Genomic DNA, 26719 nt, shown 5'->3' on the forward strand with positions numbered 1-26719 from the left:
GCCGGATGCCGAATGCGACTAGTGCGTGCCGGCGGTGCGCGCTTCGATGAGGGATTCGTCGAGCGCCTGGATGACGAGGCCGGCCTGCTCCGCCGACAGCACCAGGGGCGGACGTATCTTGAGCACGTTGTGCCCCATCGCGCAGGCGCTGATCAGCACGCCCTTGTCGCGCATCCGGTTGACCACCTGGCTCGTCAGGCCGCGGTCCGGCGCCCGCGATGCCCGGTCGGAGACCAGTTCGACCCCGACAAACAGGCCGGCACCGCGCACGTCACCGATAGCCTCGTGGCGTGCTGCAAGGGCTGCGATGCCGTCGTGAAGAACCTTTCCTACCTTGGCGGCGTGCTGCACCAGCCCGTCCCGCTCTATCGTGTCCAGTACCGCCAGTGCCGCCGCGCAGGAGACGGTGTTGCCCGCGAAGGTGTTGAAGTAGCGCGAACTCTTGCCGAATTCGGCCAGCACGTCGGCCGTCGCCAGGAGACCCGCGATCGGCTGGCCGTTGCCCATCGGTTTGCCCATGGTGACGATGTCGGGCACCACGTCATGGCGCTGGAAACCCCAAAGGTGTTCGCCAGTCCGGCCGAAGCCGGGTTGCACTTCGTCGGCAATGAAGAGGCCGCCTGCCCGCTTGATCGCGTCGACCGCGCCCTTCAGGAAGCCTTGCGGTCCGGGGAGTATGCCGTCGCTGGTGAACAGCGAATCGACAATCAGCGCGGCCGGCTGGATGCCGTGGCGCCGCAGGTCGGCGATGGCCGCCTCGACGTCACGGGTGAAGCGTTCGGACAGGTCGGCTCCCCCGGCGTGGTACTGGCGCGGCGCCGGCACCAGGCGCACATGCGCGCCGAGATCGACGCTCAGGCCCAGCGAGGGCGAAAATTTGGCCACGGCGTCGGTGATGCCGTGGTAGGCGGTGTCGGTCACGATCATGCCGGTGCCGCCGGTGCGGACCTTCGCGATGCGATAGGCGAGGTCGTTGGCCTCGCTGCCGGTGCAGGTCAGCATCAGGTGGGCCAGGTCGGTCCCGGGCACGCTCGCGAGCAGGCGCTCGGCCAGTTCGAGAATCGTGTCGTGCAGATAGCGCGTGTTGGTCGCCAGCGTCTGCACCTGCCGGCAGATCGCCTCGGTCACTGCCGGATGGCAATGCCCGAGCGAGGTGACGTTGTTGTAGGCGTCGAGGTAGCGGCGTCCCTCGGGGTCGATGAGCCAGGCGCCTTCGCCGCGCACGATATGCAGCGGCCGTTCATACATCAGGCGGTAGGCCGGACCGAGCAGGGCGTCGCGGCGCGCGATCATTTGCTCGGTGGCCGGGCCCACGTCGGCGCGGCCGGGGATATAGGCATTGACCATGTTGAGGTCGGTGGTGCTTTTCATGGGGTGGCTCCTGTTTGTGTGTGTACGTGTACGCCGGCCAGCAGCCGGTCGCGTGCGGTGTCGCGGGAAAGATCGGCCATCTGGGCCAGGCCTTCCCACGCCGCGGGGTTGTGCCGCATGATGTAGGCGCGGTTCTCGGGGTAGCGCGCGGCGCGCCATTCCGAGATCAGCGCCGTGATGAGATGGCGCGTGGCCAGGAGGTCGGCAAGGACTTCCTGTTCGGCGCCGGTCAGTGGCAGCACCGCGTGATAGGCGGCCACGAACTGGGCCGGTCCCTCGAAAGGATCGGCGTTGCCGGCCATGTGGAAGGCGGCGGCCGTGGCCACCTCGCCGACCAGCGGTGCGTGCACCATGTCGCCGAAGTCGATGATGCCTACGATGCGCGATTCGTCGCCGGGGGCGACCAGCACGTTGTAGAGGTGGTAGTCGTTGTGGATCACCTGGGACCGCAGCGATGCCAGGCGCGGCAGTACATGCGTCGTGAAGCGCGCCATGAAGGCCTGGGCCAGTGCGCGCTGCTTGCCGTTCACGAGGCTGTCGAGCTGTGCGCCCAGCCGGTGCGCCGTGGCGACGTTCCACAGCAGGTCGTGCGCCGCGCCCGGATGCGCGAAGCCGTGCAGCGCGCGGTTCAAGCCGGCGAGTCCGGCGCCCATGGCGCGCCGTTGTGCGGCGGTGCGCACGGTCTCACGGATCTGGATGCCGTCCAGGTAGCTCAGCATGCGCACGCGTGTCTGGACGCCCCCGGCGAGCGCGACCGTATCGTGCGTGTGTCCTGCCAGTGTCCGTACGACGCGCGGCACCGGCTGCTCCGGTGACATGCGGGCGATGTGGTCGAGCGCCGCGATCTGGAAATCGACGACCGCGGGGGACTCGGACGGGTTGCTGATCTTGAGGACGTAGCGAGAGCCGTCGGCCGCCTCCACCAGGCAGTTCTGGTCACGCTCGCCCGCCAATGGCCGGGTGCAAGCCTCGATGCCGTAGAGGCGGCGGACCAGGGCCTCCACTGCCGCCGGCGCGAGGGCCGGCACGGTGGTGCTCAGTTCGGTCATAGGCCGAGCAGGCCGGGAAGCTGGCGGACGTCGGTCAGGCGGCTGACACCGTAGGCGTCGGAAGCCGGCTCATGCCCGCGGTCTATGAAGGCCTTGGCCATGAAGCCCAGGTCGGAGGCCGTCATCAGGTCATAGCGAAAGCTCGACGAGACGTGCATCATCTGGTCAGGCGCGCACCCAAGCTGGTCGAACATGTATTCAAAGGCCTGGAAGCGTGGCTTGTAGGCGCGCGCTTCCTCGGCGGTGTAGACCGCGTGGAACTTCGCCTTCAGGTGGGCGACGCTGGCCGGGATCAAATCGACCATCGAATTCGAGAGGATCACCAGCGGCACGTGCGGCGCGATCGCCTCCAGGACCTCGACGACGTTCGGGTGCGGTTGCCAGCTGGGAATGGCGTCGTACAGCGCGGTGGCGTCCGACGGCTGGCAGGCTATGCCGTGCGCCTTGCAGGCCCGGCGGATCGAATTCTCCACAACCTCGAAGAAGGGCTTCCACTCACCCAGCACCTCGTCGAGGCGATAGGCCCGAAAGCTGTCCAGGAAGGCCGGCATCCGGCTGGCCGGAACGCGGTCTTTGAACAACTTGTTTGCGGTCGGACCCATCTCGAAGTTGATGAGCGTGCCGTAGCAGTCGAAGCTGATGAATCTGGGTTTGAATGTCATAGAAGGATCCACGCTGTTGGGGTGGATATGAGTCTATGAATTCCCCGCCTTCCGAAATGCCGCATTCACATGCGATGCAAGTGGAATCCGTTTCAATCCGGGGGCTTGCCGGAACTTTGCTTGGCCCCGGCTTTCGGGCGCCGTGCCGGCGCAGCGTTCGCTGCGGGGCTCAGGCGGCTGAACTGTGCCAGCAGCCACTCGGCGAGTTCAAACTCCACGCCTTGCAGTTCACCAGTCCCCTGCCATATCAAGCCATACTGGCTGCCATCCGGGTCAAAGCCGGCGGGCGCCGCCAGGCTTCCCCGTTCCACGTCGTCAACGGCGAGCACCAGCGGGCTCAGGGCGACACCCAGGCCCGCAGCCGCGGCTTCGACGATCAGGGAGTGATGGTCGTAGTAGCGGATCTCCGTGGGCCGGCGCGCCGACGGATGGGTCTTCAGCCATTGCGCCCATGCATCGGGCCGGGTCTTCGACCCGAGCGCGAGATAGTCGCCGCGTTCGAAGCTCGGCACCCATTCCGGCCTCATCACCGGCCCGACCCTTTCGGCGAAAAGAGGCCGGACGTTCCATGCCTCGGGCACGGCGAAATCCAGCCGTCGAATCGCCAGATCCACCTGGTTCTTGCGAAAGTCCACAAGCCCCCCACCCACGGAGAGGTGCAGGGCAATGCCCGGATGCGCCGTTTGGAAAGCGCCCAAGCGTGGAATGAGCCACCGCGCGGCAACCGAAGGCTCGCAAGAGAGAACAAGGGCGGTCTTCCCGGCGCGGGTGGCACGCAGGCTTTGCACGGTGGCGCCCAACTCACCGAAGAACCTGCCGAGGGTGAGGTTGAGGGTCTCCCCGGCCGGCGTGAGCCGCAGGCCTCGCCCATTCTTTTCAAACAAGCTGACCCCGATGTCATTGGCGAGTTTGGTGATGCGGCGGCTGACGGCGCCGTGCGTGAGCGCCAGCGAGTCCGCCGCCAGCCGGACCGAGCCCAGCCGCGCTGTGGCTTCGAATGCCCGCAGGTCGTCGAGCGAGGGAATGTCTGAACGATCCATTGGTGACAATATATCACCGGTATCCCTCAGAAACTATCGCTTTTCATAGCTTGATGAGGTTTTGATAATTGATGCATGTGCACCAGTTACCCATCCAGCCAGCCCAGCATGGCGATCCTCGCCGACGACCTGACCAGCGCGGCGGATGGCGCGGCACCTTTCGTTGCCCGCGGCCTGACGGCAGCTATCGGACGGGGCCAGCTTCCGCGCCAGGCGGCCGGGGTGGTGGCCGTCGACAGCGCTTCGCGGTCCGCGACCTCATTGCAGGCATTCGAGCGGGTCGCCCGATTGACCGGCCAGCTTGCCGGCTGGGACCTGCTCTACAAAACGGTGGACTCCACGCTGCGCGGTCACATCACGGAGGAGCTTGAAGCATGCTTTGCGGCGAGCGGCCGCAAATCCATGGTGTTTGCACCGGCCTTCCCCCAGGCCGGGCGGACGACGGTGGGCGGCATCCAGTTCGTTGACGGCATACCGGTCTCCGAGAGTTCTTATGGCCATGACCCGGTGCATCCCGCGCGGCATTCCGCGCTGGCCGACCTGATCCCGAAGCGCATCACGAATGTCACGCTGCTCGATGCGCTGACGCAGGAAGAACTCGACTCGCAGATTGCTTCCATCGAGGAGCCGGAGTCGGTCCTCTGGGTTGGCTCTCCCGGGATGGCCGCGGCGCTGTCGCGGCGTTTTGCGCCGGCGAAGGCCCCGGCGCCGTCGATCGATGGCATCAGCAACGATGTCCTGGTCGTCATCGGGAGCGCGAACCTGCGCAGCCACCTACAGGCCGACCAGCTCCAGCAGGCCGGCGGCGTCAAGTTGCTGCGCGGACCCAGGACGCGCGAGCAGGACCCGGCCGCGCTGCTGCGCCGTATTGCGCAAGACGCGGCGGGGCAGCTTCAAGACCCGCGCTTCGGCGCGCTGGTCGCCACCGGCGGTGACACGATGGAAGCCATCCTGGACCTTCTCAATGTCCGTGAGTTCGAGATCCTGCAAGAACTTGATCCCGGATTCCCGCTGGGCCGCGCCAGGCTTGGCGATGGGCGCTCGCTCCTGCTCGCCATGAAGGCCGGCGGCTTTGGCGGCGATGACGCCCTGCAGCGCGCCGTCGCGCGGATACGTGGCGCAACCCAACCTTAATGAACGGATTCACTGTGAAGAATATTTCCCCCCCGCTGGCCCTGACCATGGGCGACGCATCCGGCATCGGGCCGGAGATCGTGGCGAAGGTACTGGCGAAGGGCGGCGAACGCGTCGTCGTGTTCGGCAGCCATGTCGTCATGCAGGACGCCGTGCGCAGGCTCGGGCTGGACATCGAGGTGCGGCGCATCAAAACGCCCGATGCGGCCCGGTTCCAGCCGCGGGTCATTGAAGTCATCGAGGCCACCCGCATCACCGAGCCGCCGCCCATCGGGCAGATCAGCGCGATCTCCGGGCAGGCCGCCTTCGATGCCATCGTTGCGGCCATCGCGGCGGCGAAGTCCGGCGAAGTGAGCGGCGTCGTCACGGCGCCAATCAACAAGGAGGCCATGGCCAGCGCGGGAATCCGCTACCCCGGCCATACGGAAATCCTGGCCGACTACGGCGGCGCGAAGCGCGTGGCGATGATGCTTGCGAACGACGACATCCGCACGGTGCTTGTCACCATCCACACGTCGCTGCGTAAAGCGATAGAACAAGGCGATTTCGACGCCCAGATGTCCGCCATCCGGCTTGCGCACGAGGGTGGGAAGGCGCTCGGCTTCGCGGCCCCGCGTGTCGCCGTGGCAGGCCTTAACCCGCACGCGGGTGAAGGGGGCCTCTTCGGGGACGAGGAGATCAGGATCATCCGGCCGGCAATCGACGCGGCCCGCGCCGAGGGCATCGATGCCACCGGCCCCTATCCGGGCGATACGGTTTTCATGCAGGCGCGCCAGGGCCGATTCGACGTTGTCGTGGCCCAGTACCACGACCAGGGGTTGATTCCCGTGAAGTACCTCGGGCTGGAAAAAGGCGTGAACATCACGCTGGGCCTGCCCTTCGTGCGCACCAGCCCGGATCACGGCACGGCATTCGACATCGCGGGCAAGGGTGTCGCGGACCATGCAAGCCTGGAAACAGCGCTTGCCTATGCAAAGCGCCTCGTCGCCTCGCAAACCAAGACGAACTAATTCAAAGGAAGCACCATCATGGGCCTACGTTTCATCTTCATGCTTACGCGCAACGACCGCACGGTTCCGGACGCGTCACAGCAACTTCAGACTGCGCTCAGCCTCGGCGTGCGGCACATGGGATTCAAGGACATCGGCTTGCCAATCGAGCAGCTGAAGGGCCTCAATGCGGCCATCAAGGCGGGCGGGGCAACCTCCTATCTGGAAGTCGTGTCGCTGGACCGCGAAAGCGAAATTGTGTCGGCAAAGGCGGCCGCCGAAATCGGTGTTGACGTTCTTCTGGGTGGCACGCGCGTCGACGACGTGTTGCCGATCCTCAAGGGCACGGGCATCCAATACTTCCCGTTCGCCGGCCGGATCACCGGCCACCCCAGCGTGCTGGAAGGCAGCATTGAGGAAATTGTTGAAAGTGCCAAGGCGATCACAGCCAGAGACGGCGTGCATGGCCTGGACCTGCTGGCCTACCGCTCGGCGGAAAACGTGCCCGAGTTGATGAAGGCCGTTTGCGCGGCAGTCTCCAAACCTGTCTTCATGGCGGGTTCGATCGATACCCCTGAACGTATTGCCGTCGTCCAGAATGCCGGCGCGGCGGGTTTTACGATCGGGACCGCCGCTTTGGACGGCAAATACCCGGCCAGCGGGAAGGACGTGCCGAGCCAGCTCAGCGCCATCATTCGCGACGTCGCTGTCCTGAACAAACACCTTTCGCCGATTCGCAAGAAGAACCTGTCAACTGCGTCTGCCGGCAAAGCCGGGGGCCAGGTGAATAACCTGAAATTCAGGGTTGCGAAGTTCGAGGGAAGCTCTCCCTGGTCATTTCGGCAGCACGGCGATGAACTGTTCTTTGTCCATCGTGGACGCCTGCTCATGAGGTTTCGCGACCGTGAAGAGATTGTGGAGCCGGGGGAGTTCATCGTCGTGCCGCATGGTGTTGAGCATTGTGCGGTGGCTTTGGACGGGGAGGCGTCAGAAGTGTTGCTGGCAACGACGACGGCTTAGCCTGGCTCCCGCCAGGCGCTGATCGCGCGCCCGCGGTATCGGACTGCGGATTTATGCAGTTAAATACATGTTTCGCCGTTATTAATACAAGGCCGACATGAATTACCGCCAGATCGAGTGCTTTCGCGCCGTCATGCACACAGGCTCGATGACGCTTGCCGCTGCGCAGCTGCACACGTCGCAGCCGAACGTCAGCCGGGCCATTGCGCTGCTGCAGCGCGAGACGCAACTGAATCTGTTCGAACGTGTCGGGCAGCGCGTGGTCCCCACGCCTGAAGCGCAAGCGCTGCTAAAAGAGGTAGACCGCGTTTACGTGGGACTGCAGTCCATCGGTGCGGCGGCGGACCGCATTCGCACGCTGGGCGTCGAAGGCTTGCGAATCGCCGTATCACCCAGCATCAGCATCAGTCCGGTGCCGCGCATCCTGCAGGTTTTTCGCGGACTGCGCCCGCGCGTGCCGGTCGTGGTTCACACGGCCGACTCCGCGACGATCTGCAAGTGGGTGTCGTCCGGCTATTACGAGCTCGGCCTGGTCGGCTACGTCGCGCTGCCGCAGGAGGTCGACACCGAGCTCGTGTATTCGGAGCGTGCCGTGTGCGTCGTGCCGCGGGGGCACCGGCTGGGGCGCAAGCGCAAGGTCGGTCCTGCGGATCTGGCCGGCGAGTCCTTCATATCGTTTGCGTCCCCGGACGTGATGCGCGCGGCCATCGACAAAGTCTTCAATCCCGAGGTGCGCAGGCTGGAGATCGAAACTTCGCTGGCGACGGCGGCCTGCGCGATGGTGGCGCGGGGCCTGGGCGTCAGCATCGTGGATCCGGCGATGCTCAGCGAGCTGGCGCTCACGGGCGTGCATGCGCTGGAGTTCGAGCCGGCCATCCACTTCAACTGCCACGTGGTGCGCGCCCCCCAGCAGCCGGCGCAGGCGCTCGTCGCGGATTTCCTCGAGGCTGTGCGCATTGTGGTGGGCGGCCCCGAAAACACCGCCCGCAAGAGCAAGAAGGTCAGCCGATCGCCTGGGTGACCAGGGCCCAGCCGCCCTGGGCAGGCCCCCGCCCCGGCACGCGGCCACGGACCATGATGGTCCCGCCGCCGACGCGCGGCAGCCCCAGGCTCTCCAGCCAGGCCGACAAACCGCTCATGGCGTATACGTCGACGCGCACAAAACCCTCGATGTGACGGCAGCAATCGGAGATCAACACGCGTGCGGCATCGAAATCCGGCGCCGCCACCGGCCCGACGAGATGCCCGCGGCCAAAGCGGCGAAGTACGGCGAAGCCGGCGGCTTGGCCGCCGCGCTCTAGAACAACCGTCCTTTCCTGGGCGAACAAGCGGCGAAGCAATTCGCCGCGCGGCATGCCCGCGCCACGGGCGTCCATCGCGATCAGGAATTCGACGTCGGCATCCGCCAGCGGCCGCAGGCGGTCCCCCTCACGTACCGCCAGCGCCGGCACGGCCGCAAGCACGCCCTGGTGCTGGTCGATTTCGCCTGTAGAGACGAATCCCAGGCGCTCATACAGGCCGCGGCCTGCCACGGTCGCGTGCAGCAGCACGTCTCGTGGGGACAGCTGATCTAGCAAGGTCTCCATCATGCGATTGCCGATGCGCTGGCCCTGCAGCTCGGGCGCGACGATCACCAAGCCGATGGTGGCGTAGTTCCCAAATTGCCAGGACAGCGCGGTGCCCAATACTTTCCCGCCGCGTTCGGCGGCCACGCCTTGCCCCAGCGACAACGCAAATTGCCAGTCCTCGATCCGATGCGGCCAATTGAAGGTGCTGGATAAGGCGTGCGCGGCCGGCAGGTCGCCTGGCTCGAATGGGCGCAGGCGGGTGGCATCGGTTGTGGCGGCGGCTTCGGAGTGCTTGACTGTGAGGGTGGTGGAGGCGGATGTCATGCGGTCGAGTATCGGTATGCAGGCTCATGCAGTCCAATAAAAATTCCCATGCCATTCATTCCGATTTGATATGCCAGCCCCCCAGTCGACGGACTCCCATCAGGGGTTACCCGCATCCTTTTGGCCTACCCGATCAGTACATATCAATATTGTATGAATATAGCCAAAACTTATATTTGACCGCATGAATCGGCATTCCGATACTCCGGGACATCAAGTCATTCCGATGACTCTCACCAACCCGAGGCCCCTGACCATGACCACACAATTGCCCGCGCCCCTGGCCCCAGTGCATGTGGGCGTGATCGTCGAACGTCTCAAAGCCGCCGGCCGCCTGGATCGCCTGTTCATAGACGGCGAGTGGGTCCTGCCCGCAGGGCAAGCCCGGGCCAGCGTCATCAACCCGTCGACCGAGGAACCCATCGCGCAAATCGCCTTGGGAAGCGCCGAGGACGTCGCAACAGCTGTGGCCGCAGCCCGCTCCGCCTTTGCCACCTGGTCCACCAGTTCCGCCGAAGGCCGGGCCTTGCTGCTCGGCCGCATCCACGCCCTGATCCTCGAACGCGCAGAACTCTTCGCCCAGGCGATCTCGCTGGAGATGGGCGCCGCCATCGGCTTTGCGCGCAGCACCCAGGTGCCGGTCGCGGCCGAGCACATCCGCGTGGCCCGTGACAACCTGGCCGGCTATCCCTTCCTCACCCACCGCGGGGAGGTGGCCATCCTGCGCGAAGCCATTGGCGTGTGCGGCCTGATCACCCCCTGGAACTGGCCGCTGTACCAGATCACCGCCAAGGTCGGCCCCGCCCTGGCAGCCGGATGCACCGTTGTCCTCAAGCCCAGCGAGCTGTCTCCCTTGAGCGCCCTGCTGTTTGCCGAGGTGGTGCACGACGCCGGCATGCCGCCGGGCGTGTTCAACCTGGTGAACGGCAATGGGCCGGAGGTCGGCGCCGCGCTGTCGGCGCATCCGGACGTGGACATGATCTCGATCACCGGTTCAACCCGGGCCGGCGTGCTCGTCGCCCAGGCGGCGGCCCCGACCGTGAAACGCGTGGCCCAGGAGCTCGGCGGCAAATCACCCAACGTGATCCTGCCGGACGCGGACCTGGCGCGTGCCGTGCCGGCTGGCGTGGCAGCAGCCTTTCGCAATGTCGGCCAATCGTGCAGTGCGCCGACCCGCATGATCGTGCCGCGCGAGCGCCTTGAGGAAGTTGAACGGATTGCGGTCGAAGCGGCCTTGAGCTTTGTTGTGGGCGATCCACGTTCGCCGCAGACCACGCACGGCCCGGTGGCCAACCGTGCCCAGTTCAACCGCGTGCAGGAAATGATAGACACCGGGATCGCCGAGGGTGCGCGCCTGGTGTGTGGCGGCCCCGGCCGGCCTGAGGGCCTGGAGCGCGGCTTTTACTGCCGCCCGACCATCTTCTCGGGCGTGAACTCCCAAATGCAGATCGCGCAGGAAGAGATCTTCGGGCCGGTGCTGGTGATCATTGCCTACGACAGCGTGGACGAGGCGGTGGAGATCGCCAACGACACGGTCTACGGCCTGGGCGCGCATGTGCAGGGCCAGGACCTCGCTGGGGCGCGGGCGGTTGCGGCGCGCATCCGCTCGGGGCAGGTGCACATCAACTACCCGGCCTGGAGCCCCCATGCCCCCTTTGGCGGCTACAAGCGCTCGGGCAACGGCCGCGAATACGGCATCGAGGGCCTTGAGGAGTACCTGGAGACCAAGGCGATCCTGGGTTTTCAGGACGCCTCGATGCCCAGTACGACAGTGAAACCATCGCGCAATGCGCAGGAGCAATCATGACAGTGGCCTTAATGCTGCACCGTGCCAACGGCGCATCCGTTTCAACCTCTTTTCGCCGGGCGGCGTTCGGCAAGGATGATCCCTTTGCGCGAAATCGCGAAATCGCCTGGGAAGGACCCGACGCGATAGCCGTGGGCCGAACCAGCTTCATTGGTGAGTTCCAAGTCGCAAGTTATCCCCACATCGAAACCATCGTGGTGTCCGAAGGAGAGCTGACGCTGACGGCGGCCGGAGCGGCCCCGCTGGTGCTCGGCCCCCAAGCGGGTGCCGTCATCGGATGCGGCACCGCGCTTCGCATCCACGCCGCATCCCGCGTGCAGTTTTCGTTTTGCGCGGCCGCTTGCGACAAGCCGACGAAACAAAGCCTTGTCCCCTTGCGCGTCGACGCCGACTTCAAGCCGTCCGCAACGCTGCCGCCGGAGGCGCTGCTGGGCCCAGCCCCGGAATGCCGCAGCGACAACGTCTTTACTGAGGAAAGCGTGGAGTACCGCGCGGGTACCTGGGATTCAACCCCCTACCACCGCATCGTCCGTCCGCATCGCCAGAACGAGTTCATGCACCTCGTGGCCGGCAGCGTGCGATTTGCCGCACCCGACGGCAGCGTGCTGTCGGCAGACACCGGCGATGCGCTTTTCGTGCCGAAAGGCGTCTCGGTCGGATGGGAAAGCAGCGATCGCGTGGCGAAGTTCTTTGTGGTGCAGGCCGTCCAGGCTTGAACGGGCGAGCGAAATCCATCATGTCCCCTCCCTTGGTCCACCTCAACACCTCCCCCAAGCTGCCGGCCTCCGCTGACGTCGTCGTGATCGGCGGCGGCATCGTCGGTGTCTTTGCCGCCTACTACCTGGCACAGCGCGGCGTTTCGGTCGCCCTGGTCGAAAAGGGCCGCATCGGCGCCGAGCAGTCCAGTCGCAACTGGGGCTGGTGCCGCCAGCAGAACCGCGATGAACGTGAGCTGCCCATGGCCACCAAGAGCCTCGAACTCTGGGACCAGTTTGCCATCGACAGCGGCGAAGACACGGGTTTTCGTCGCTGCGGGCTGCTGTTTCTCAGCAACGACGAGGCTGAATTGTCGGGCTGGGCCAACTGGCGCGATTTTGCCAAGACCTCCGGCGTCACCAGCCACATGCTCAGCAGCCGCGAGGCTGCCGAGCGGGGGAATGTCACCGGCCGGCCCTGGAAGGGCGGCGTCTTCTCGCCCAACGATGGCACGGCCGACCCGGCCAAGGCCGCGCCGGCCGTGGCGGCTGCGCTCATGAAGCTCGGCGGCAGCGTCCACCAGAGTTGTGCCGCCCGCGGCATCGAGACGGAAGGCGGGCGCGTCAGCGGTGTCATCACGGAAGCCGGCGTCATCAAGACCAGGACGGCCGTGCTCGCCGGCGGCGCGTGGGCATCCGCGTTCTGCCGCCAGCTGGGCATCCGTTTCCCGCAAGCGTCTATCCGCCAATCCATCCTCAGCGTGTCCCCCGTGGCGCACCATTTGCCCGATGCCCTGGTGATGCAGGGCGTGTCGGCCACGCGCCGCGGCGACGGGCGCTACGCACTGGCCATCAGCGGCCGGGCGCGCGTGGACATTACGCCGCAGTTCATGCGCTTCGCTCCGCAATTCGTGCCGATGTTCGCCAAGCGCTGGCGCAGCCTTCTGCCGGGGGGCCTGCAAGGCATTCGGGGTGGCCACGAAACGCTGAGGCGGTGGCGGCTCGATGCGCCGACGCCCATGGAGCGGATGCGCATCCTTGATCCGAAGCCCTGCCTGAGCACGATCAAAGAGACGCATCGCCGCGCCGTCGAACTGCTGCCCCAACTTCAGGGCGCAAAGATCACGCACGCCTGGGCCGGCTTCGTTGACAGCACACCGGACGGTGTTCCCGGCATTGGTGAAGTGCCGGGCATGCCGGGATTCATTCTGGCCGCCGGCTTTTCAGGACACGGCTTTGGCATCGGCCCCGGCGCAGGTCATCTGATTGCGGACCTGGCCACCGGCGCCGAACCGATCGTGGATCCCACACCCTTTCGGCCCGGCCGATTCAGCAGCTCCGCGTGGGGCAAGGTCGCGGAATTCTAGGCCTCCCCCTGCCCATCCATCCACCCAGCAATCCCGTAGCCCCCCCCAGGAGAAAACCATGAACGACCACCACGATAGCGAACTGAACAGCGAACTGAAAGGTACCCACATGAAACAGACCCACAACACTGGCGATGCCCTCATGGGCAAACTGACGCGGCGCGACGCCGTATTTGCCGGGGCGGCAAGCTTTGCCCTGGCTTCCCTGGGTGTGGCGGAGAGTGCCCATGCCTCCACGCCAGCCGCGAAGCCGACGGGCCAGGCCATCCTCGGCTTCGCCCAGGAAGTGACCGTCCTGCATCCGCTGATGGCCGCCAACGAGGTGGACCAGGGCGTCTGGTGGAACCTCTTCAGCCCGCTGTGGATGTTGGACGCGGAGGGCAAGTTCGTTCCGGTGCTGGCGAAGGCGGTGCCCACCGTCGAGAACGGCGGCATTTCGGCCGACGGCCTGACCTGGCGTGTCGAGTTGCGCAACGACGTGAAATGGCATGACGGCAAGCCGATGACGGCCGAGGACATCAGGTATTCGATCAACCTGATGAAGAACCCGGGCTTTCGCGCCGCCAGCCGCGGCGGCTTCGAGCTCATCACGTCCGTGGCTGTCGAAAGCAACCAGGTGGTCACCTGGAAACTGAAGGAGCCGCACGCTCCGCTTGCGTCTGTGCTGAGCTGGACTTTCATCGTCCCCGCGCACGTTCTTTCCCAGGATGCGGATCCGAACTCATCGAAATTCGCCGTCGCGCCCGTCGGCACCGGGCCGTTCCGCTTCGTCAGCCGCAAGACCGGCGACCACATGATCCTCGAAGCCAGCCCGAACTACTTCGGCAAGGGGCCGTCCCTGAACCGGCTCATCTTCAAGTACGTGCCGGACCTGAACGCGATGTACACCCAGTTCAAGACCGGGGAGATCGACTACATCGGCCTGCAAGGCATCCCCGCCAACTTCTACAAGGAGGCGATTGCCTTGGGCGGCCGCCGCGTTCAAGCCGTGCCTCGCGCCGGGGTAGAGAACCTGACGCTCAACCTTGCGCATCCTGTTCTCGCGGACAAGGCGGTGCGCAAGGCGCTGAACATCGCGATCGACCGGCAGTCGATTTGCGATCTTGTGTATTACGGCGTACCCAAGCCAGCGAACAACTACATGACCCCGACGCACTGGGCCGCCAACCCCAACCTGCCGAAGCCCGAGTACGACCTGAAAAAGGCCGGTGCGATGCTGGACCAGGCCGGCTGGGTGCGGGGTCCGGATGGCATCCGTGTCAAGAACGGCGTGCGGCTGTCCTTCACCAACTCCACGACCACCGGCAACTCCCTGCGGGCGCAGACGCAGCAGCTCATCGCCGATGATTTCAAGAAGATCGGCGTCGAGATGTTGATCAAGAACCTGGTGGCTGCGGTGCTGTGGGCCGACTTCTGGAGGAACTCCGAGTTCGACAGCCTGATGACCGGGACGACCTACACCATCGCCTCGGACCCGGATGTCACCAACCGCTTCGGCTCCGGCCGTATTCCGAAGCAGAGTGGATCGGGTGCGAACGTGAGCCAGTACAAAAACGGCGGGGTGGATACGCTGCTCGCCCGGGGGCGCCAGGAATACAACATCGTCAAGCGCAAGGAAATCTACGCCAAGGTCCAGGAGCTCATCAACGACGACCTGCCATTCCTGCCGATCTTCGGCGAGGTGTTCATCGAGGGCACGAAGGCCGGACTGACGGGCTACGTGAACAACGTGAACGCGCGGACGAATACCTGGAACGCGGCCGGCTGGCGCTGGACGGCCTGACGCATCATGGGACGCTATCTCCTGCGCCGCTTGCTGCAGTCGCTGCTGCTGCTCGTGCTGGTCTCGATGATCGCCTTCGCGATCCTGCATCTCGCACCGGGGGGGCCGCTGGCGCAATTCGTGGCCACCGGTAATCTCGGCCAGGAAGACGTCGATCGCCTGATGGCCCAGTACGGCTTGAACCGGCCGCTGCCGATCCAGTACCTGGACTGGGCGGCAAGCCTGGTCACCGGCGACTGGGGAAGCTCCTATCGCGACCAGTTGCCGGTGCTCAAGAAGATCGGCATGCACATCGGGCCGACGCTCGAACTCATGGTGAGCTCGACGCTGCTTGCGATGTTCATCGGCGGCATGATCGGCATCCTGGGAGCGGTGCGGCGCTACTCGTTCTTCGACCACCTGGCCACGGTGGGGGCGATGGTCGCCCTGTCGATCCCCACCTTCTGGTTCGGCCTGGCCGTCATCTATGTGTTCTCGGTGAACCTGGGCTGGCTTCCGGCAGGCAACCGCGAGAACATCGGAGACGGCTCCTTCGTCGACAGGCTGCAGCATCTGCTGCTGCCTTGCATCGTGCTGGCGCTGGTGTCCACGGCGGTGTGGAGCCGCTACATGCGTTCTTCGATGCTTGACGTGGTGAACCAGGATTACATCCGCACCGCCAAGTCCAAGGGCGTGCCGGCCATGCGGATCCTGCTGCACCACGCGCTGCGCAACGCGCTGCTGCCGATGATCACGATCACCGGCCTGCACGTGTCCACGTTGTTGAGCGGCGCGCTGGTGACGGAAACCGTCTTCACCTGGCCGGGCATGGGCCGGCTGTTCCTCGACAGCGTCAGCAACCGCGACTACCCCGTGGTGATGGGGATGTTGATGTTCACGGCGTGCATGGTCCTGCTGGGCAGCCTGCTCGCGGACCTTCTCTACTCTGTCGCGGACCCGCGCATCAAAGGAGCGTCGAAATGAGCACCGTCCAGACCGCGTCGCTGGTTCTGCCGCGCCGCACGCTCGCCGAGCGCTATCCGGCTTTGAGGCGTTTTTTGCGCCACCGGGCTGCGCTTTTGGGCGTGGGCGTCGTGCTGTTCATGACGCTCTTCAGCTTCGTGGGCCCCTGGCTGATGCCATTCAACGCCACGGACACCGATATTCGCGCACGCTTGACGGAGCCGTTCGCCGGCGCGCACGTGCTCGGAACCGATCCGCTGGGCCGCGACGTCCTGGTGCGCCTGATGTATGCCGGCCGAATCTCCCTGTCCATCGGCTTTGCGGCCACCGCCCTGGCGGTGGTGGTAGGCGTACTGGTCGGTCTCCTGGCGGGTTTCTACCGCGGCGCGATCGGGGCTGCGCTGATGCGCTTCGTGGATGCGATGCTTTGCTTCCCGACCATCTTCCTGCTGCTGGCCATTGCGGCCCTGATCGAGCCCTCGGTCGCTTCCATTGTGTTGCTGATCGCCCTGGCGAGCTGGATGGAGGTGGCGCGCGTGGTGGAAGGGCAGATACGGTCGCTGCGCGAACGCGATTTCGCGCTCGCCGCAGAATCGCTGGGCGCCAGCGACAGCCGCATCATGTTCCGCGAGCTCTTGCCTAATGCCGTCGCGCCCATCGTGGTCGCCGCAACGCTGAACATCGCGCACGCCATCCTGGCCGAGTCCTACATCAGTTTCCTGGGCTTCGGCATCCAGCCGCCGACACCGAGCTGGGGAAACATGCTGGAGAACGCGCAAAGCTACCTGACCAACGCGCCCTGGCTCGCCATCGTGCCGGGGCTGGCCATCACGCTCACGGTCACCAGCTTCAATTTCATTGGTGACGGCCTGCGCGATGCGCTGGACGCCAAACTGGATCGTTGAGGTGATGGACATGAATCTTTACGAACCCATCCACACCCCTGCTGCCCAAGCCGACGCGCAAGCGGAGAACATCCTGGATGTACGCGACCTGAACGTCGCCTTTCGCACGGCAGCCGGAACGGTGCACGCCGTGCGCGACGTCAGCTTCTCGGTGCGCCGCGGCGAGACACTGGCGCTGGTGGGGGAAACCAGTTCCGGCAAGAGCGTGACCTGCCTGGGCCTGCTCGGCCTCACGCCGCCCGCGCCGTATTGCACCATCACCGGTTCCGCGCGCCTGATGGCTCGCGATGGCAACTCGTATGAACTGGTCGGAACGCCCGAGCGCGTGATGCGGCGGGTGCGGGGAGGGGTCGCCTCGGTGATCTTCCAGGAGCCGATGACCTCGCTGAATCCGGTGCACACCGTCGGCGCGCAGATCTGCGAGAGCTTGCGGATCCATCTGGGGATGAGCGCGCGTGCCGCCACGGACCGTGCCGCCGAACTCTTGAACCAGGTCGGCATCTCGGACCCGAAACGCCGCTTGACCAACTACCCGCACGAACTGTCCGGCGGCATGCGGCAGCGCGTGATGATCGCCATGGCGATTGCGTGTGAACCTTCGCTGCTGATCGCCGACGAGCCGACCACCGCGCTCGATGTCACCATCCAGGCGCAGATCCTCGAGTTGCTGGAAAAGCTGCAGTCCGAGACCAAGATGGCCATGATCTACATCACGCACAACCTGGGCACCGTCGCCGAGATTGCCGACCGTGTGATGGTGATGTATGCGGGCCGCATCGTCGAGCAGGCCGATGTTGTGGAGCTGTTCACGCAGCCGCGGCATCCCTACAGCCGCGGCCTGATCCACTCGGTGCCGCGCTTGCATTCGAACCGTGCCCGAAAAACCCCGCTGTTCGCGATTCCGGGGAACGTGCCCGATCCCGCCGCGCACCCGCCCGGCTGCACCTTCGGGCCACGCTGCGGCCATTTCGAGCCGGGCCGCTGCGATGCCGCAGTGCCGGTCCTGGAGAACGCACAGCCGGGCCATCTGGTGCGATGCGTCCGTTGGCCGGAAATTGAAGGAGCCGTGTGATGCAGCAAAAACCTCTTACTCCTCTTACTCCTCTTACTCCCCTTGCTCCTCTTACGTCCCTTACGTCCCTTACGTCCCTTACTCCCCCCTTGTTGCAAGTCGAGGGATTGCGCAAGTGGTACCCGCTGGGTGGCGGCTGGCTCGGCAAGGCGGCGCAGAACGTCAAGGCGGTCGACGGCGTTAGTTTCGAGATTCGCCGGGGCGAGGTCCTGAGCCTTGTGGGCGAAAGCGGCTCGGGCAAAAGCACGGTCGGCCGCGCCATCCTGAACCTGGACCCGCCTACCGCTGGGGAGGTGCACTTCGACGGAGAGCCCCTGGTGGGCCTCACGCGGCGCCAGATGCGGCCGCTGCGGCGTGCGATGCAGATGGTGTTCCAGGACCCGTACTCGTCCCTGAACCCGAAACACACGGTCGAGGAACTGCTCTCGGCGCCGCTGGAAATCCACATGCCCGAGCTGAGCTTGCAGGAGCGCCGGGACCGCATCGACGCCGTGCTGAAGACGGTCGGGCTGAACCCGGCGCACCGCTCGCGCTATCCGCACGAGTTCTCGGGCGGGCAGCGCCAGCGGGTCGGCATCGCCCGCGCGCTCATGACCGATCCGCAACTGCTGGTGGCCGACGAACCGGTGTCGTCCCTCGACGTGTCCGTGCAGGCCCAGGTGATCAACCTGCTGCTTGAGCTGAAGCAGCGCCTCGGCCTGACGATGCTGTTTATCAGCCACGACCTTGCGGTGGTGGGCCATATTTCGGACCGCATCGCCGTGATGTACCTGGGCCGCCTGGTGGAGATCGCCGACGCCGAATCCTTGCTGAAAAACCCGCGGCACCCCTATACGCGCGCCCTGATGGCCGCCGTGCCTAACCTTGATCCGCGGCAGCGGCGCCCGCGCGAACTGCTCAAGGGCGACATTCCCAGCCCCTTGTCTCCGCCCTCCGGCTGCGCGTTCCGTACGCGCTGCCCACACGCCCAGTCGGCGTGCGCCAACGGGGTTCCCGAACTCAGGTTCGTCGACCGGGATCATGCGACCGCGTGCATCCGGGACGATATCTAAAACAGAACTTATGTCTCCACCCATTCTTCGCATACGCAGCGACGACAAGCTGCCCGAACGAGCCGATGCCGTGGTGATCGGCGGCGGCATTGTCGGCGTTTCCACGGCCTATTTCCTGGCCAGGCGCGGCCTCTCGGTCGCGCTTCTCGAAAAAGGCTACATCGGCGGGGAGCAGTCCAGCCGCAACTGGGGCTGGTGCCGCCAGCAGAACCGCGACGCGCGCGACCTGCCGCTCGCCACGCTGGCGCTGCGGCTCTGGGAGGAACTCTCGCGCGACATCGGGCGGGACCTCGGTTTCCGCCGCTGCGGCCTGTACTACGCCACCGACAAGCCGCAGCAACTCTCCACCTGGGAGGCGTGGGGCCAACAGGTCGGACGACCCGGCGGCGTTCGCACCCGCATGCTCGGCGCAGCTGAGGCCGCGAGCGTCATGAAAGGCAGCGGCAACCGCCGGTGGCTGGGAGGCGTGCATTCGATGGACGACGGCACGGCCGAGCCCGCCCTTGCCGCGCCGGGCATTGCCGAAGGCGCACGGGCGCTGGGCGCGACCGTCCACCAGGATTGCGCGGCCCGCGGCCTTGACATCACCAATGGCACCGTGAGCGGCGTGATCACGGAACGCGGCCTGATCAAGACCAGCGCCGTCGTGTGTTCCGGTGGCGCCTGGGCGTCCGCTTTCTGCCGCCGGCACGGCATCTCCTTCCCGCAGGCGAGCGTGCGCGCGAGCGTCCTGCGCACCCGCCCCATCGAGGGCCTGCCGGCGGCGCTCTCCGCGCCGGAGTGCTCGCTGACGCGCCGCCTGGGAGGCGGCTACAACCTGGCGATCAGCGGCAAGGCGAAACTCGAAATCACACCGCAGGGGCTGCGCTATGCACGCGAATTCATGCCGATGTTCATGAAGCGCATCAAGGCCGTGGAGTTCGGCATTGGCCGCTCCTTCTTCCGCGGCCCCGAAGCGCTGGGCAACTGGCGCTTCGACGAGGTGTCGCCGTTCGAGCAGATCCGCGTCCTTGATCCCGCGCCGGATCCGCGGGCCATCCTCAACCTGCTCGGCTGCTTCCAGAACCTGTACCCCGCCTTGAAGGACGTGGCGGTGGACCAGGCCTGGGCTTCCTACATCGACAGCACGCCGGACGGCGTGCCGGTCATTTCACCGGTCGATGCCGTCAAGGGCTTCGTACTCGCAGCCGGGTTCAGCGGCCATGGTTTCGGCACCGGCCCCGCCACGGGGTTGCTGGCCGCGAGCCTGGTCACAGGCGAGCAGCCACCCGTCGATCCGACACCCTTCCGCTTCTCGCGCTTTGCCGACGGCTCGAAAGTCACCGTCGGTGCTTTCTGACGACTTCCCCGCCGCGGCCTGTCCATCAATTTCTCTCTTCACAAAAGGACCACCTCTCATGAGCAATCTCACCTTCTTCAAGTTTGACGACCTGGGCCCCTCGCGCGACAGGGCACCGTTGCCGGAACGCCTCATGGAAGGCAACCCGCAGTTCAGGAGTTGGGAAGTCGAACGATCTTCCGACAACAAGGTGCTCACCGGTATCTGGGAGACGACACCGGGCACCTTCCGATCGATCAAGGGCGGCACCCTGGAGTTCTGCTACATCCTCTCGGGCGTGTCGGAACTAACTGAGGACGGAAAGCCGCCGGTGCGGGTCCAGGCCGGCGACGCCTTCGTGATGAAGCCCGACTTCATCGGTGTTTGGCGCTGCATCGAAACTACCCGCAAGATCTGGGTCGTGTACGAGTAAGCCGCATGTCTTTCCTGTACAAGGCCGACCCCGTGCGCGGGGCGGAATGGGCACGCCTGTTCGCCGCCAGGGCACCCGGCATCCCGTTTCATATCTGGCCCGACATCGGGCAGGCGGACCGCGTGCGCTATCTTGCCGCGTGGGTGCCGCCGCCGGACATCGCGCGGCAGTTTCCCAACCTGGAGCTCTTCTTCTCCACGGGCGCGGGAATCGACCAGTTCGACCTCGCCACGTTGCCGCCGGAATTGCCGGTGGTGCGCATGGCCGAGCCCGGCGTTGTCGCCGGTATGGTGGAGTACGCCACGATGGCGGTTCTCGCGCTTCACCGCGACCTGCCGGCCTATATACGGCAGCAGCGCGAGGGCCTTTGGGCCGCGCACCGCGTTTATCCCGCGTCGAAGCGCCGTGTGGGAGTCCTCGGCCTGGGCGTGCTCGGATGCGCTGTGCTGGGCCAGCTGCGCACACTCGGCTTCCAGCTCGCCGGCTGGAGCCGCACTCGCCGCCAGCTTGACGGCGTGGCCTGCTACGCGGGCCAGGAGGAACTGCCGGCGATGCTGGCCGGCACCGACATCCTGGTATGCCTGCTACCCCTTACCCCAGAGACGCGTGGCATTCTCGATTCGACCCTGTTTCAGCACCTGCCGCGCGGCGCGTCGCTGGTGCATGTCGGCCGCGGGGCGCACCTCGACCACCCCGCGCTGCTCGATGCGTTGGAGACGGGCTGGTTGTCGGGCGCGGTTGTCGATGTCACCGATCCAGAGCCGCTGCCGTCAGGCCACCCCTTCTGGGCACACCCGAAGATCCTGCTCACGCCGCACATCGCGAGCATGACGCAGCCGGAGACGGCCGTGGAACAGGTGCTGGCCAACATCCACCGGCACGAGGCGGGTGAGCCGCTGATCGGGCTGGTTGACCGTTCGCGGGGGTATTGAAAATCATGAACAAAGGCATCGAACACATAGAGGATTTGCTGCCGGCCCTGGTCGCGCTGCGGCGTGACCTGCACGCACACCCCGAGCTGGCGTTCGAAGAGCGCCGCACTGCCGGCGTGGTCGCTGCCGCGCTGCGCGACTGCGGCCTCGAGGTGCACGAGGGAATCGGCGGGACCGGCGTGGTGGGCGTTCTGCGCAAGGGCGATTCGACGCGCATGGTGGGCCTGCGCGCAGACATGGATGCGCTTCCCATGCGGGAGGACACCGGGCGACCTTACGTCAGCCGCCACCCCGGCGTTCACCACGGCTGCGGCCACGACGGCCACACGGCCATGCTGCTGGGAGCCGCCCAGCAGTTGGCGCGGGCCGGCAGCTTTGATGGCAGCATTGCCTTTATCTTCCAGCCCGCCGAAGAGGGGCGGGGAGGCGCACGCGAGATGGTGCGGCAAGGTTTGTTCGACCGCTTTCCGTGCGAATCCGTGTTCGCCCTGCACAACTGGCCCGACCTGCCCGCGGGCACGGTGGCCACAAGGCCGGGGCCTATCATGGCCGCGGCGGATCGCTTCGACATCGTCGTGCGCGGCCAGGGCGGCCACGCGGCGCAGCCGCACCGGACACCCGACGTGGTGCTTGCCGCGAGCCAGCTCGTTGCGCAGATGCATACCATCGTGTCGCGGCGAATCCCTCCCACGCAGAACGCCGTCTTGTCGGTGACGCGTATCAGCGGAGGCCAGTCGCACAACGTCCTGCCGGCGGCCGTGGAGCTGACCGGCACCGTGCGCAGTTTCGACGCCGGCGTGCAGGACACGATAGAGCAGGCGATCCGCGACGTCGCGGCGGGTGTCGCGCGCGCAAGCGGCACCGCGATAGAGGTCGAGTACACGCGCTACTACCCGGCAACGATCAACAGCCCTGAGCACGCCCAACTCGCACTCGAGGCGGCTCGCGGCGTCGGCCTGCAAGCACAGGTGGCGGAAACGCCGGCTTTCACGTCGGAAGACTTTGCCTTCATGCTCCAGCAGCGGCCCGGGGCCTACCTGTGGCTCGGCCAGCGAGGCGCGGACCATGCTGCCCCGCTGCACCACCCTTCGTACGACTTCAACGACGACGTTCTGGCCTGCGGCGTGCGTTGGTTCACTGCCGTCGCGCAAATGGCCCTGCGCTGAACGGGACCTACTTCAAGCAACGGAACCCACGATGCTCTACTTATCCACCCGCGGCCACCCCGACCGCAAACTTTTTTGCGAAATCCTGCTGGAGGGCCTGGCGCCCGACGGAGGTTTGTACCTGCCGGAGCACTATCCACAGGTCACGCCCGGGCAGCTGTCCAGGTGGCGCGGCTTGCCGTATGCGGAACTCGCCTTTGAAGTCCTCTCGCTCTACGTCGACGACATCCCGGCCGAGGACCTGCGCGCAATCTGCCGCAAGACCTATACCGAAGAGGTCTTTGGCACAAAGGAGATCGTGCCTCTCAAGCAGCTGGAGGAGGGCGTCTACCTGCAAGCCCTTTCCAACGGCCCAACGGTGGCCTTCAAAGACATGGCCATGCAGCTGCTGGGCAACCTGTTTGAGTATGAGCTGGGCCGGCGCGGCGAGGAGCTGAACATCCTGGGTGCCACTTCCGGCGACACCGGCAGCGCCGCTGAGTACGCGATGAAGGGCAAGAAGGGCGTGCGCGTCTTCATGACCTCGCCGCACGGCCGCATGAGCCCCTTCCAGCAGGCGCAGATGTTCAGCCTGCAGGATGCCAACATCCACAACCTCGCGCTCGAGGGCGTGTTCGACGACTGCCAGGATATCGTCAAGGCCGTGTCCAACGACCTGGCTTTCAAGCGCAAATACAAGATTGGCACGGTCAACTCGATCAATTGGGCGCGCCTCATGGCGCAGGTGGTGTATTACTTCGCCGGCTACTTCCAGTCTACGAGCCCTCACCCTAACCCTCTCCCAGAGGGAGAGGGGATGAAGAAAGTCAGCTTCACCGTGCCGTCGGGCAACTTCGGCAACATCTGCGCCGGCCATGTGGCGCGCATGATGGGCCTGCCCATTGACAAGCTCGTGCTCGCCACCAACGAGAACGACGTGCTGGACGAATTCTTCCGCACCGGCGTTTATCGGGTGCGCGGCGGCGCCGACACCTATGAGACCTCCAGTCCGTCGATGGACATTTCCAAGGCCAGCAACTTCGAGCGGTTTGTTTTTGACCTGCTGGGCCGCGATGCGGGCAGGGTCAAGCGCTTGTTCGGCGAAGAGCTCGCGAAGAATGGCTATTTCGATCTGAGTGCCGACCCGGCCTTCGAGCAGGCCCACGCGCACTACGGCTTCCTCAGCGGAAAAAGCACGCACGCCGACCGCCTGATGACGATCCGCGACACGCACCGGCGCTTTGGCTTGACCATAGACACCCACACGGCCGACGGCCTGAAAGTCGCGCGCCACTTCGTGCAGCCAGGTGTGCCGATGATCGTGCTGGAGACGGCGCTGCCGATCAAGTTCGCGGCAACCATCGTCGAAGCCCTGGGTCATGAGCCGGACCGGCCCGCGCGGTTTCAGGGTATCGAAGACCTGCCCAAGCGCGTGACGGTTCTGCCGGCCGACGCGGCACGGGTCAAGGCATTCGTTGCCGCACACGTTTCCTGATCGAAGCATGGCTGTCTTCACCGAAGTGCCCTACGACGAGGCTGCCGCCTTCTTGCGGCGGGTGGGTGTCGGCAATCTGCAGGCCATGGCGGTCTGCAGTGGCGGTATTGAGAACACCAACTACTTCGTGGACACGGATCGCGGCGAGTACGTGTTGACGCTGTTCGAGCGCCTGGCGTGGGAACAGCTGCCGTTCTACCTCCACTTGATGCAGCATCTGGCCAGCCGCGGCCTTCCGGTACCCAGGCCGGCGCCAGACGCGGAAGGCCGCATCTTGCACCGCCTCAAGGGCAAGCCGGCGACAGTGGTGGGAAGGTTGCGAGGAAAGAGTGAACTGTCGCCAGACGCCCGGCACTGCGCCGCGGTGGGCGAAATGCTGGCGCGAATGCACCTGGCCGGCAAGGACTATTCCCGGCACCAGCCCAACCTGCGCGGCCTGCCGTGGTGGACTGAAACTGTGCCGGCTCTGCTGCCACACGTGGGCCAGGCCCAGTGCAAGCTGCTGCTGGACGAACTGGACTTCCAGACGGGAATTGCCGCATCCCCCGACTACGCAGCACTGCCACGCGGCCCGGTACATGCCGACCTGTTTCGCGACAACGTGATGTTCGAGGGCGGCTGCCTGAGCGGCCTCCTCGATTTTTACTTTGCGGGTTGCGACACCTTTCTGTTCGACATCGGTGTCTGTCTCAACGACTGGTGCGTGGATCTGGGGAACGGACGCATTGACCCGGTGCGAAGGGCTGCATTCCTGGCCGCCTACCAGTCGGTGCGCCCGCTTGTGACTGAAGAGCAGCGCCTGCTGCCGGCCCTTGAGCGGGCCGCGGCTTTGCGCTTCTGGGTATCGCGGCTCTGGGATTGCCACAGCCCCCGCGAAGCCGCCGTCCTGAAGATTCATGACCCCAGCCACTTCGAGCGTGTTCTGCGCCAGCGCGTAAGCGATGCCGCCGGCGCGGGAATTTTCTATCTTCCAGGAAGGACCTTGGGCTGACCTGGGCCCTGACCAGCCCCATGGGGTTGGGTTCCGAGGCATGACCTTGCGGCGACTGTTCGCGACATGTTGAAGAACTTGTGACCGGGTGAAACCGCGTTCCACCGTGATGGCGCGAGGCCGACGGCGGTGGCTTTATTGGTTTATTGATCTATTGAGAAGAGGTTAAATATGAACACACAACACTACATCGCGGGCCGCTGGCAGCCAGCCCATGACGAGCGCTGCTTCGAGGTCCGCAATCCGGCCGACGACAGCCTGGTTGCGCAAGTGAGCGAAGGCGGTGCCGCCGACGCGCGGCTGGCCGCGGATGCCGCCGTCCTGGCGCTGCCGGCCTGGAAGGCGCGCCCGCCGCGTGAGCGTTGCCTGATCCTCAAGAAATGGCAGGCGCTGATCGAGCGCGACGTGGAGCCGCTCGCCCAATTGATTTCGCGCGAACAGGGCAAGCCGCTGGCCGAGGCACGCGGCGAGATCGCCTATAGCGCCGGCTACGTGGAATGGTTTGCCGAGGAGGGCGTGCGCGCCAATGGCGAAGTGATTGCGGCGCCCGTCAACTCCAAGCGCTTCATCGTGCTGAAGGAAGCCGTCGGCGTCGTGGCGGTGGTCACGCCCTGGAACTTCCCGGCCGCGATGATTGCACGCAAGATCGCGCCCGCGCTGGCCGCGGGCTGCACGGTGCTGGCCAAGCCGGCCGAGGACACGCCGCTCACGGCGCTGGCCCTGGTCAAGCTGGCCGAGGAAGCCGGCGTGCCGCCGGGCGTGCTCAATATCGTGTCGGCTTCGCGCGAACGTACCCCGCAAGTGGTGGGCGAGTGGCTGGCCGATCCCCGGGTGCGAAAAATCAGCTTCACGGGCAGCACCCCGGTGGGCAAGTTGCTGGCGCGCGATTCCGCCGCGACGCTGAAGAAGCTGTCTCTGGAGCTGGGCGGAAACGCGCCCTTCATCGTGTTCGAGGACGCGGACCTGGACGCCGCCGTGGAGGGCCTGATGGCCGCCAAGTTCCGCAACGCCGGGCAGACTTGCGTGAGCCCGAACCGCGTCTACGTCCATACCGCTGTACATGATCGCTTCGTCGACAAGCTGGCCGCGCGCGTGGGCGCCCTGCGGGTGGGGCCGGCCGACTGGGCCGAGGCCGAGATCGGCCCGATGATCAACGCCCGTGCGGTGGACAAGATCGAGCGGCACGTGAATGATGCCGTGGCCAAGGGTGCCAAGGTGATCGTGGGCGGCCAACGGGTGCGCAATGAAACGGCCCGCGGCCCTAATTACTACGCGCCCACGGTGCTCATCAACGCCACGCGCGAGATGGAACTGTCGTGCGAGGAAACTTTTGGCCCGGTGGTGCCGGTCTTCCGCTTCGCGAATGAAGCGGAGGTGATGGAGCAGGCCAACGACACGCCCTACGGGCTGGCCGGCTACTTCTATTCAAACGACGTCAAGCGCATCTGGCGCGTGGCCTCGGCCCTGGAGACCGGAATGGTTGGCATCAACGAAGGCGCCATCGCCGCGCAGGCCGCGCCCTTTGGTGGCGTGAAGGAGTCGGGCTACGGGCGCGAGGGTTCGCATTGGGGCCTCGACGAGTATTTGCACACCAAGTACCTGTGCCAGGGCGGGCTGGGGTGAAG

Annotated in this window: 24 protein-coding genes; 19 read left to right on the forward strand and 5 right to left on the reverse strand. The window is 65.7% G+C overall.

What is annotated here, in order from left to right; translation table 11 throughout:
* Nucleotides 1–18: 18 nt before the first annotated feature.
* From AC1D1F_RS14790 to AC1D1F_RS14805, 4 genes are all read right to left on the reverse strand, one after another.
* Complete coding sequence (locus AC1D1F_RS14790) at nucleotides 19–1371, reverse strand: aspartate aminotransferase family protein (RefSeq protein WP_477675124.1); 1353 nt, start codon at nucleotides 1369–1371, stop codon at nucleotides 19–21.
* Entirely contained in the window at nucleotides 1368–2420 is a 1053-nt protein-coding gene (locus tag AC1D1F_RS14795) for a phosphotransferase (RefSeq protein ID WP_477675123.1), read from the reverse strand. Before AC1D1F_RS14795 ends, AC1D1F_RS14790 begins: the two co-directional genes overlap by 4 nt.
* Entirely contained in the window at nucleotides 2417–3082 is a 666-nt protein-coding gene (locus AC1D1F_RS14800; RefSeq protein ID WP_477675122.1) for a haloacid dehalogenase type II, read from the reverse strand. The genes AC1D1F_RS14795 and AC1D1F_RS14800 overlap by 4 nt, the downstream gene beginning before the upstream one ends.
* Nucleotides 3083–3174: 92 nt before the next feature.
* The gene (locus tag AC1D1F_RS14805) at nucleotides 3175–4122 is read right to left on the reverse strand and encodes a LysR substrate-binding domain-containing protein (protein ID WP_477675121.1); all 948 of its coding nucleotides are present in this window, start codon (nucleotides 4120–4122) and stop codon (nucleotides 3175–3177) included.
* 108 nt (nucleotides 4123–4230) lie between these two features.
* On the opposite strand from AC1D1F_RS14805, the gene AC1D1F_RS14810 reads away from it, so the two are divergent.
* The 4 genes from AC1D1F_RS14810 to AC1D1F_RS14825 all read left to right on the forward strand — a co-directional run bounded on the left by AC1D1F_RS14810 (nucleotide 4231) and on the right by AC1D1F_RS14825 (nucleotide 8286).
* On the forward strand, nucleotides 4231–5256 hold the full coding sequence (locus AC1D1F_RS14810; protein WP_477700762.1) for a four-carbon acid sugar kinase family protein: 1026 nt from the start codon (nucleotides 4231–4233) through the stop codon (nucleotides 5254–5256).
* Nucleotides 5256–6266 (forward strand): 4-hydroxythreonine-4-phosphate dehydrogenase PdxA, encoded by a 1011-nt coding sequence (gene pdxA / locus AC1D1F_RS14815; RefSeq protein ID WP_477675119.1) that lies wholly within the window; start codon nucleotides 5256–5258, stop codon nucleotides 6264–6266. Before AC1D1F_RS14810 ends, pdxA begins: the two co-directional genes overlap by 1 nt.
* An 18-nt stretch (nucleotides 6267–6284) precedes the next feature.
* Nucleotides 6285–7265 (forward strand): cupin domain-containing protein, encoded by a 981-nt coding sequence (locus tag AC1D1F_RS14820; protein ID WP_477700763.1) that lies wholly within the window; start codon nucleotides 6285–6287, stop codon nucleotides 7263–7265.
* A 97-nt stretch (nucleotides 7266–7362) separates the two neighbouring features.
* Nucleotides 7363–8286: a LysR substrate-binding domain-containing protein gene (locus tag AC1D1F_RS14825; RefSeq protein WP_477675117.1), complete on the forward strand. Its 924-nt coding sequence runs from the start codon at nucleotides 7363–7365 to the stop codon at nucleotides 8284–8286.
* On the opposite strand, the gene AC1D1F_RS14830 is transcribed toward AC1D1F_RS14825, so the two are convergent.
* Nucleotides 8267–9157, reverse strand: a complete 891-nt coding sequence (locus AC1D1F_RS14830; protein WP_477675116.1) for a GNAT family N-acetyltransferase — start codon at nucleotides 9155–9157, stop codon at nucleotides 8267–8269. The genes AC1D1F_RS14825 and AC1D1F_RS14830 overlap by 20 nt on opposite strands.
* 256 nt (nucleotides 9158–9413) lie before the next feature.
* Here AC1D1F_RS14830 and AC1D1F_RS14835 point away from each other — a divergent pair, with 256 nt between their 5' ends.
* The 15 genes from AC1D1F_RS14835 to AC1D1F_RS14905 all read left to right on the forward strand — a co-directional run bounded on the left by AC1D1F_RS14835 (nucleotide 9414) and on the right by AC1D1F_RS14905 (nucleotide 26717).
* Nucleotides 9414–10964 carry an aldehyde dehydrogenase family protein gene (locus AC1D1F_RS14835; protein ID WP_477700764.1) on the forward strand — a complete coding sequence of 517 codons (1551 nt, stop codon included), beginning with the start codon at nucleotides 9414–9416 and terminating at the stop codon, nucleotides 10962–10964.
* Entirely contained in the window at nucleotides 10961–11680 is a 720-nt protein-coding gene (locus AC1D1F_RS14840) for a cupin domain-containing protein (protein WP_477675115.1), read from the forward strand. The genes AC1D1F_RS14835 and AC1D1F_RS14840 overlap by 4 nt, the downstream gene beginning before the upstream one ends.
* Before the next feature lie 20 nt (nucleotides 11681–11700).
* Nucleotides 11701–13026, forward strand: a complete 1326-nt coding sequence (locus tag AC1D1F_RS14845) for an NAD(P)/FAD-dependent oxidoreductase (RefSeq protein ID WP_477696658.1) — start codon at nucleotides 11701–11703, stop codon at nucleotides 13024–13026.
* 58 nt (nucleotides 13027–13084) lie between these two features.
* On the forward strand, nucleotides 13085–14809 hold the full coding sequence (locus tag AC1D1F_RS14850) for a peptide ABC transporter substrate-binding protein (protein ID WP_477696657.1): 1725 nt from the start codon (nucleotides 13085–13087) through the stop codon (nucleotides 14807–14809).
* Nucleotides 14810–14815: 6 nt separating this feature from the next.
* Nucleotides 14816–15772, forward strand: coding sequence for an ABC transporter permease (locus AC1D1F_RS14855; protein ID WP_477675113.1), 957 nt, complete (start codon nucleotides 14816–14818; stop codon nucleotides 15770–15772).
* Nucleotides 15769–16656: an ABC transporter permease gene (locus tag AC1D1F_RS14860; RefSeq protein WP_477700765.1), complete on the forward strand. Its 888-nt coding sequence runs from the start codon at nucleotides 15769–15771 to the stop codon at nucleotides 16654–16656. The genes AC1D1F_RS14855 and AC1D1F_RS14860 overlap by 4 nt, the downstream gene beginning before the upstream one ends.
* A gap of 10 nt (nucleotides 16657–16666) precedes the next feature.
* Nucleotides 16667–17728, forward strand: coding sequence for an ABC transporter ATP-binding protein (locus AC1D1F_RS14865; RefSeq protein ID WP_477675111.1), 1062 nt, complete (start codon nucleotides 16667–16669; stop codon nucleotides 17726–17728).
* Between the two features lie 89 nt (nucleotides 17729–17817).
* On the forward strand, nucleotides 17818–18780 hold the full coding sequence (locus AC1D1F_RS14870) for an ABC transporter ATP-binding protein (RefSeq protein ID WP_477655457.1): 963 nt from the start codon (nucleotides 17818–17820) through the stop codon (nucleotides 18778–18780).
* Nucleotides 18781–18790: 10 nt separating this feature from the next.
* Nucleotides 18791–20119, forward strand: a complete 1329-nt coding sequence (locus tag AC1D1F_RS14875; RefSeq protein ID WP_477696655.1) for an NAD(P)/FAD-dependent oxidoreductase — start codon at nucleotides 18791–18793, stop codon at nucleotides 20117–20119.
* A gap of 58 nt (nucleotides 20120–20177) precedes the next feature.
* On the forward strand, nucleotides 20178–20531 hold the full coding sequence (locus AC1D1F_RS14880; RefSeq protein WP_477675108.1) for a cupin domain-containing protein: 354 nt from the start codon (nucleotides 20178–20180) through the stop codon (nucleotides 20529–20531).
* Between the two features lie 5 nt (nucleotides 20532–20536).
* Entirely contained in the window at nucleotides 20537–21463 is a 927-nt protein-coding gene (locus AC1D1F_RS14885; protein ID WP_477696654.1) for a 2-hydroxyacid dehydrogenase, read from the forward strand.
* 5 nt (nucleotides 21464–21468) lie between these two features.
* Nucleotides 21469–22629 carry a M20 aminoacylase family protein gene (locus tag AC1D1F_RS14890; protein ID WP_477696653.1) on the forward strand — a complete coding sequence of 387 codons (1161 nt, stop codon included), beginning with the start codon at nucleotides 21469–21471 and terminating at the stop codon, nucleotides 22627–22629.
* 31 nt (nucleotides 22630–22660) lie between these two features.
* Nucleotides 22661–24103, forward strand: coding sequence for a threonine synthase (thrC, locus tag AC1D1F_RS14895; protein WP_477696652.1), 1443 nt, complete (start codon nucleotides 22661–22663; stop codon nucleotides 24101–24103).
* 7 nt (nucleotides 24104–24110) lie between these two features.
* Nucleotides 24111–25094: a homoserine kinase gene (locus tag AC1D1F_RS14900; RefSeq protein WP_477675106.1), complete on the forward strand. Its 984-nt coding sequence runs from the start codon at nucleotides 24111–24113 to the stop codon at nucleotides 25092–25094.
* Between the two features lie 171 nt (nucleotides 25095–25265).
* The gene (locus AC1D1F_RS14905) at nucleotides 25266–26717 is read left to right on the forward strand and encodes an NAD-dependent succinate-semialdehyde dehydrogenase (RefSeq protein WP_477675105.1); all 1452 of its coding nucleotides are present in this window, start codon (nucleotides 25266–25268) and stop codon (nucleotides 26715–26717) included.
* The last annotated feature ends 2 nt before the right edge of the window (nucleotides 26718–26719 follow it).

The organism is Polaromonas sp. P1_H6, assembly GCF_056405195.1.

Bases quoted from the DNA above. Each gene is read 5' to 3' on its own strand.
- AC1D1F_RS14790 (WP_477675124.1), bottom strand. From the start codon at position 1,371: ATGAAAAGCACCACCGACCTCAACATGGTCAATGCCTATATCCCCGGC.
- AC1D1F_RS14795 (WP_477675123.1), bottom strand. From the start codon at position 2,420: ATGACCGAACTGAGCACCACCGTGCCGGCCCTCGCGCCGGCGGCAGTG.
- AC1D1F_RS14800 (WP_477675122.1), bottom strand. From the start codon at position 3,082: ATGACATTCAAACCCAGATTCATCAGCTTCGACTGCTACGGCACGCTC.
- AC1D1F_RS14805 (WP_477675121.1), bottom strand. From the start codon at position 4,122: ATGGATCGTTCAGACATTCCCTCGCTCGACGACCTGCGGGCATTCGAA.
- AC1D1F_RS14810 (WP_477700762.1), top strand. From the start codon at position 4,231: ATGGCGATCCTCGCCGACGACCTGACCAGCGCGGCGGATGGCGCGGCA.
- pdxA (WP_477675119.1), top strand. From the start codon at position 5,256: ATGAACGGATTCACTGTGAAGAATATTTCCCCCCCGCTGGCCCTGACC.
- AC1D1F_RS14820 (WP_477700763.1), top strand. From the start codon at position 6,285: ATGGGCCTACGTTTCATCTTCATGCTTACGCGCAACGACCGCACGGTT.
- AC1D1F_RS14825 (WP_477675117.1), top strand. From the start codon at position 7,363: ATGAATTACCGCCAGATCGAGTGCTTTCGCGCCGTCATGCACACAGGC.
- AC1D1F_RS14830 (WP_477675116.1), bottom strand. From the start codon at position 9,157: ATGACATCCGCCTCCACCACCCTCACAGTCAAGCACTCCGAAGCCGCC.
- AC1D1F_RS14835 (WP_477700764.1), top strand. From the start codon at position 9,414: ATGACCACACAATTGCCCGCGCCCCTGGCCCCAGTGCATGTGGGCGTG.
- AC1D1F_RS14840 (WP_477675115.1), top strand. From the start codon at position 10,961: ATGACAGTGGCCTTAATGCTGCACCGTGCCAACGGCGCATCCGTTTCA.
- AC1D1F_RS14845 (WP_477696658.1), top strand. From the start codon at position 11,701: ATGTCCCCTCCCTTGGTCCACCTCAACACCTCCCCCAAGCTGCCGGCC.
- AC1D1F_RS14850 (WP_477696657.1), top strand. From the start codon at position 13,085: ATGAACGACCACCACGATAGCGAACTGAACAGCGAACTGAAAGGTACC.
- AC1D1F_RS14855 (WP_477675113.1), top strand. From the start codon at position 14,816: ATGGGACGCTATCTCCTGCGCCGCTTGCTGCAGTCGCTGCTGCTGCTC.
- AC1D1F_RS14860 (WP_477700765.1), top strand. From the start codon at position 15,769: ATGAGCACCGTCCAGACCGCGTCGCTGGTTCTGCCGCGCCGCACGCTC.
- AC1D1F_RS14865 (WP_477675111.1), top strand. From the start codon at position 16,667: ATGAATCTTTACGAACCCATCCACACCCCTGCTGCCCAAGCCGACGCG.
- AC1D1F_RS14875 (WP_477696655.1), top strand. From the start codon at position 18,791: ATGTCTCCACCCATTCTTCGCATACGCAGCGACGACAAGCTGCCCGAA.
- AC1D1F_RS14880 (WP_477675108.1), top strand. From the start codon at position 20,178: ATGAGCAATCTCACCTTCTTCAAGTTTGACGACCTGGGCCCCTCGCGC.
- AC1D1F_RS14885 (WP_477696654.1), top strand. From the start codon at position 20,537: ATGTCTTTCCTGTACAAGGCCGACCCCGTGCGCGGGGCGGAATGGGCA.
- AC1D1F_RS14890 (WP_477696653.1), top strand. From the start codon at position 21,469: ATGAACAAAGGCATCGAACACATAGAGGATTTGCTGCCGGCCCTGGTC.
- thrC (WP_477696652.1), top strand. From the start codon at position 22,661: ATGCTCTACTTATCCACCCGCGGCCACCCCGACCGCAAACTTTTTTGC.
- AC1D1F_RS14900 (WP_477675106.1), top strand. From the start codon at position 24,111: ATGGCTGTCTTCACCGAAGTGCCCTACGACGAGGCTGCCGCCTTCTTG.
- AC1D1F_RS14905 (WP_477675105.1), top strand. From the start codon at position 25,266: ATGAACACACAACACTACATCGCGGGCCGCTGGCAGCCAGCCCATGAC.